Source organism: Mycobacterium sp. 1245801.1 (assembly GCF_001673055.1).
Classification (GTDB): Bacteria; Actinomycetota; Actinomycetes; order Mycobacteriales; family Mycobacteriaceae; genus Mycobacterium; species Mycobacterium europaeum_A.
Window position 1 is genome coordinate 1 of record NZ_LZKY01000179.1, and the last position, 5,393, is coordinate 5,393.

At 68.8% G+C, this 5,393-nt stretch carries 5 protein-coding genes and 2 pseudogenes; 6 read left to right on the top strand and 1 reads right to left on the bottom strand.

Annotated elements, in window-relative coordinates:
- Positions 1 to 77 (top strand): annotated as a pseudogene (locus A5622_RS30730) (pyrimidine reductase family protein); the annotation flags it as partial.
- A gap of 67 nt (positions 78 to 144) precedes the next feature.
- On the opposite strand, the pseudogene zapE reads toward A5622_RS30730, so the two are convergent.
- Positions 145 to 429, bottom strand: a pseudogene (gene zapE, locus A5622_RS28140) (AFG1/ZapE family ATPase); the annotation flags it as partial.
- Between zapE and A5622_RS11405 the strand changes: the two are divergent.
- From A5622_RS11405 to A5622_RS11425, 5 genes are all read left to right on the top strand, one after another.
- Positions 428 to 1,189, top strand: a complete 762-nt coding sequence (locus A5622_RS11405) for a pyrimidine reductase family protein (RefSeq protein ID WP_066878562.1) — start codon at positions 428 to 430, stop codon at positions 1,187 to 1,189. The pseudogene zapE and the gene A5622_RS11405 sit on opposite strands and share 2 nt — an antisense overlap.
- Before the next feature lie 14 nt (positions 1,190 to 1,203).
- A complete protein-coding gene (locus tag A5622_RS11410) occupies positions 1,204 to 2,769 on the top strand; it encodes an alpha/beta hydrolase (RefSeq protein ID WP_066878564.1) in 1,566 nt (521 codons plus the stop codon).
- Positions 2,770 to 2,797: 28 nt separating this feature from the next.
- Positions 2,798 to 4,150, top strand: coding sequence for an arabinofuranan 3-O-arabinosyltransferase (aftC, locus tag A5622_RS11415; RefSeq protein ID WP_066878565.1), 1,353 nt, complete (start codon positions 2,798 to 2,800; stop codon positions 4,148 to 4,150).
- A 9-nt stretch (positions 4,151 to 4,159) separates the two neighbouring features.
- Positions 4,160 to 4,582, top strand: a complete 423-nt coding sequence (gene msrB / locus A5622_RS11420) for a peptide-methionine (R)-S-oxide reductase MsrB (protein WP_066870449.1) — start codon at positions 4,160 to 4,162, stop codon at positions 4,580 to 4,582.
- 123 nt (positions 4,583 to 4,705) lie between these two features.
- The coding region (locus A5622_RS11425) for a hypothetical protein (RefSeq protein ID WP_066878567.1) at positions 4,706 to 5,393 on the top strand (688 nt) is incomplete at its 3' end.

Here is a 5,393-nt window from a genome sequence, read left to right on the forward strand (position 1 = left end):
ACCGGTTGATCTTCAACCTGTTGCGTGAACTCGCCGACGTCATCGTGGTCGGTGCGGGCACCGTGCGGATCGAGGGTCCCGACTACCGGCACCGCGGCCTGCCGCCGGCGCCGCAGCCGCTGTCCGACGGCGAGGTGGCCGCGCGCGCCGCCCCAACAGCTTTCGGCGACCGGCGCGACGCTCGACGGCCTGGCGGCAGAAGTCGCGGCAGGCCACCACCGCGGCGGCCTGCGTCGGCTCCGCCGGATCGGGCCGATATGTCGCGAAGCTCACGTCGGCGAACGTCGGGGGCGGCCTCAATTGGGCGATCAGCCGCTCCGGCGACACCGTCGGGTGCCGATCGACCAGGTGAGCCACGCCGCCCGCGACGCCCGCGGAGGTGGACCCGTGCATGCAGGCACTGTAGCGGCGTGCTGCAATCAGACCCATGCCCGACTCTGGCGCCGCGCTGTCGCTGCTCGGGTCGGTGCGCGGCCTCGACGAGGGCGACCTCCCCGGACTCTATGGCTATCCCGCACACGACGGGACGTGGGTGCGGGCGAACTTCATCGCCAGCGTCGACGGCGGGGCCACCTCCGGTGGCAGCAGCGGCGCCATGGGCGGCCCGGGCGACCGGTTGATCTTCAACCTGTTGCGTGAACTCGCCGACGTCATCGTGGTCGGTGCGGGCACCGTGCGGATCGAGGGTTACTCCGGGGCGCAGCTGTCCGTCGCCCAGCGTCAGCACCGGCAGGCCCGCGGGCAAAGCGAGGTCCCCCAGCTGGCGATCGTGACCGGATCGGGCCACCTCAACCGGGACATGGCGGTGTTCACCCGCACCGAGGTGCAGCCGCTGGTGCTCACCTGCACCGCGGCGGTCGAGCAGACACGCCGGGCGCTCAGCGGCCTGTGCGAGGTGCTCGACTGCTCGGGCCACGATCCCGAGAAGGTGGACGAGGCCGCCCTGTTGGCTGCCCTCGGCGCGCGCGGCATGCGCCGCGTCCTCACCGAGGGCGGGCCGACGCTGCTGGACTCGCTGATCCGGCGCGACCTGCTCGACGAGCTGTGCCTGACGATCGCGCCCTGCCTCGTCGGCGGCCAGGCACGACGCATCGCCACCGGCTCGGGGCAGCTGCTCACCCGGATGCGATGTGCCCACGTCCTGACCGACGACGCCGGCTACCTTTACACCCGCTACGTCAAGGCCTAGCTACTGTGGTCGGCATGAGTCGGCCGTACACGTGCGCCACGATCCTGGTTGCGGTGACCGCGTTGCTGGCCGGCTGCGTCCCGGGGCTGGCCGCCGACCCGCGGTTCGCCACCAATTCCGGTGCGCGACCCCAGGGAGCGGCGACCTCCAAGCCGCCGCCCAGCGGGCCGCCGCCGATCGCGGCACCCAAGAACGACCTGGCGTGGCACGACTGCACCTCGCGGGTGTTCGCCGACGCGGCCGTTCCCGCCGCCGCCGGTGTCCAGTTGGACTGCGCGACCTACGACGCCGACCTGGACCCGGTCAACGGCGGGGGCGGCACCCTGAGCATCGGTGTGGTGCGCGCCCGCTCCAGCCAGACACCCCAGGACGCCGGCCCGCTGGTCTTCACCACCGGCTCCGATCTGCCGTCCTCGGCGCAGTTGCCGGTCTGGTTGTCCCGGTCGGGCGCCGACGTGCTGGCCAGCCACCCCATCGTCTCCGTCGACCGCCGCGGTATCGGCATGTCGAGTCCCATCGACTGCCGGGACAAGTTCGACCGCCAACAGATGCGCGACCAGTCGCAGTTCCAGACCGGCGACGACCCGGTGGCCAACCTGTCCGAGGTGTCCAACACCGCCACCACCAACTGCGGCGACGCCGTCGGCATCGGGCCGAACGCCTCCTCCTACGACAACGCGCACGCCGCCTCGGACATCGAGCGGCTGCGCACCCTGTGGGACGTGCCCGCCCTGGCGCTGGTCGGCATCGGCAACGGCGCGCAGGTGGCGCTGGCCTACGCCGGATCGCGGCCGGACAAGGTGGCCCGGCTGATCCTCGACTCACCGGTTGCGTTGGGCACCAACGCCGAAGCCGCCGCCGAGCAACAGGTCAAGGGACAGCAGGCCGCGCTCGACGCGTTCGCCGCCCAGTGCATCGCGGTGAGCTGCGCGCTGGGCGCGGACCCCAAGGGCGCCGTCAGCGCCCTGCTGGCCGACGCCCGCGCCGGTCATGGCCCCGGCGGCGCGTCGGTGGCACAGGTGGCCAACGCCATCACCGTCGCGCTCGGTTATCCCTCCGACGGCCGCGTCAACGCCACCACCAACCTGGCCAACGCGCTGGCCGGCGCGCGCTCCGGCGACACCAACGCGCTGAACAATCTGATCAACCACGCCAACGCCGTCCAGGACTCCGACGGCCAGTTCGTCAACGTGTGCAGCGACGCGGTCAACCGCCCCACCCCGGACCGGGTGCGCGAACTCGTCGTCGCCTGGGCCAAGCTCTACCCCGAATTCGGCACCGTCGCCGCGCTCAACATGGTCAAGTGCGTGCACTGGCCCACCGGCTCCCCACCGCCCACGCCGAAGACCCTCAAGGTCGACGTGCTGCTGCTCGGCGTGCAGAACGACCCGATCGTCGGCACCGACGGCGTCGCGGCCACCGCAGCCAGCATCATCAACGCCAACGCCGCCAGCAAGCGGGTGATGTGGCAGGGCATCGGGCACGGCGCCAGCATCTTCTCCGGCTGCGCGGTGCCGCCGCTGATCGGCTACCTCAACAGCGGCAAATTGCCCAACACCGACACCTACTGCCCGGCCTGACGCTGCTTTCCGGCGCCCGCGGGCGCCGGTGTACGGTGCGCTGGTGACGGCAGCTGAATCGACCCGAACCGGCCTGCGTGACCGGACCCTGGCCGCCTTTGGTCCCCGCACCGGCGCACCGAGCGTCGCGGCCGTGCTGCGGATGGCGTTGTGGCCGCTGGCCATCCTCTCGGTCCTGCACCGCAGCATCGTGCTCACCCTCAACGGGAACATCACCGACGACTTCAAACCCGTCTACCGCGCGGTCCTGAACTTCCGGCACGGCTGGGACATCTACAACGAGCACTTCGACTACGTCGACCCGCACTACCTGTACCCGCCGGGCGGCACGCTGCTGATGGCCCCGTTCGGGTACCTGCCGTTCACGCCGTCGCGGTTCCTGTTCATCGGAATCAACACCGTCGCGATTCTGATCGCCTGGTACCTACTGCTGCGGATGTTCAAGTTCACGCTGGCCTCGGTGGCCGCGCCCGCCCTGCTGCTGGCGATGTTCTGCACCGAAAGCGTGACCAGCACGCTGGTGTTCACCAACATCAACGGCTGCGTGCTGCTGGCCGAGCTGCTGTTCCTGCGCTGGCTGTTGGATGGGCGGATCAGCCGGCAGTGGTGGGCCGGCATCGCGATCGGGCTGACGCTCACGCTCAAACCCGTGCTGGGACCGCTGCTGTTGCTGCCGCTGCTGAACCGCCAGTGGCGAACGCTGATCCCCGCGATCGTCGTGCCCGTGGTGATCAACATCGTCGCCTGGCCGCTGGTCAGCGATCCGATGGACTTCGTCACCAAGACGCTGCCCTACATTGGGGGCACCCGGGACTACTTCAACAGCTCCATCGAGGGCAACGGCGTCTACTTCGGCCTGCCCACCTGGCTGATCGTGTTCCTGCGAATCCTGTTCGTGCTGATCACGATCGGCGCGCTGTGGCTGCTGTACCGCTACTACCGCACCCGCGACCCGCTGTTCTGGTTCACCAGCTCCTCGGGCGTGCTGCTGCTCTGTTCCTGGCTGGTGCTCCCGTTGGCCCAGGGCTACTACTCGATGATGCTGTTCCCGTTCTTGATGACGGTGGTGCTGCGCAACTCGCTGATCCGCAATTGGCCGGCCTGGCTGGGGATCTACGGGTTCATGACGCTGGACGACTGGCTGATCTACCGGGCGATGAGGTACGGCCGCGCACTGCATTACCTCAAGATCACCTACGGTTGGTCGCTGCTGCTGATCGTCGCCTTCACCGTGCTGCTCTACCGGTACCTGGACGCCAAGGCCGAAAACCGGCTGGACGAGGGCATCGATCCGGCGTGGCTGACAGACGAGCGCGAGCGAGACGCGGGGACCGCAAGCGCGGCGGCGCCGGGCACAGCGGGTCAGCGCCTTGCGCGCTAGCGTGGAGGCATGACCTCTCCCGACGTGTCGCCGCCCAAGGTGCAGCTGACCGATGACGAATGGCGCAAGAAACTTTCCCCGGAAGAGTTCTATGTGCTGCGCCAGGCCGGCACCGAGCGGCCCTTCACCGGTGAATACACCGACACCAAAACCGAAGGCGTATACCAGTGCCGGGCCTGCGGTGCCGAATTGTTCCGCAGCACAGAGAAATTCGAGTCGCACTGCGGCTGGCCGTCGTTTTTCGACCCGGCGAAGTCCGACGCGGTGATTTTGCGGCCCGACCATTCGATGGGCACCACGCGCACCGAGGTGCTGTGCGCCAACTGCCACAGCCACCTGGGTCACGTGTTCGCCGGCGAGGGCTACCCGACGCCGACGGATCAGCGCTACTGCATCAACTCGGTGTGCCTGCGGCTGGTGCCGGCGGGCTAGCTTCCCGCGGGTTCGCTGCGTAGGTGCCGCGACACTTAAACGGTTGCGACGACGCGCCGCGGCGGATCGCAACCATTTAAGTTTCGCGGGACCTCATCGACACGTCGTGACGTCTTTGACGTTGTGGACGACGTATTCGTGGGCAGCGAGGCAGTGCGACTCGGGCTGGTGAGCCCGTATCAGCTGCGGACGAGCTTCCGCGCGATTTATCCGGATATCTATCTGTCGGATGCCGCGACACTGTCGCTGAGAACGCGGTCGACCGGGGCGTTTCTGTGGTCGCGACGGCGCGGCGTGCTGGCCGGACTCGCCGCGGCGGCGCTACACGGGTCGCAGTGGATCGACGACGACGAGCCCATCGAGTTGGTCTGGCGCAACCCGCATCCGCCGCGCGGTGTGATCACCCGAAATGAGCGCATCCAGCCGGACGAAGTCACCCGGGTCAGCGGTCTGCCGGTGACCACTCTTGCCAGGACCGCGTTCGACCTCGCCCGGCACGCGCCCATCGGTGAGGCGGTGGCCCGGATCGATGCGTTGATGCGTGCGACACCGTTCTCGCGCGAGGATGTGCTGTTGCTGGCCAAGCGATACTGCGGTGCGCGCGGCCTGCGTCGGCTGCGGTCAGCGCTCCCATTGATCGATCCCGGCGCCGCGTCGCCCAAGGAAACCTGGCTGCGTCTGCTTTTGATCGATGCCGGCCTGCCCGTCCCGACCACGCAGATACCGGTGCACCAAAACTGGCGACTCATCGCGTGTCTCGACATGGGCTGGGAAGAGTACAGGGTGGCCGCAGAGTACGACGGCGATCACC

Excerpts from the sequence above, each read along its gene's own strand:
- A5622_RS11405 (WP_066878562.1), top strand. The coding sequence starts at position 428 with ATGCCCGACTCTGGCGCCGCGCTGTCGCTGCTCGGGTCGGTGCGCGGC.
- A5622_RS11410 (WP_066878564.1), top strand. The coding sequence starts at position 1,204 with ATGAGTCGGCCGTACACGTGCGCCACGATCCTGGTTGCGGTGACCGCG.
- msrB (WP_066870449.1), top strand. The coding sequence starts at position 4,160 with ATGACCTCTCCCGACGTGTCGCCGCCCAAGGTGCAGCTGACCGATGAC.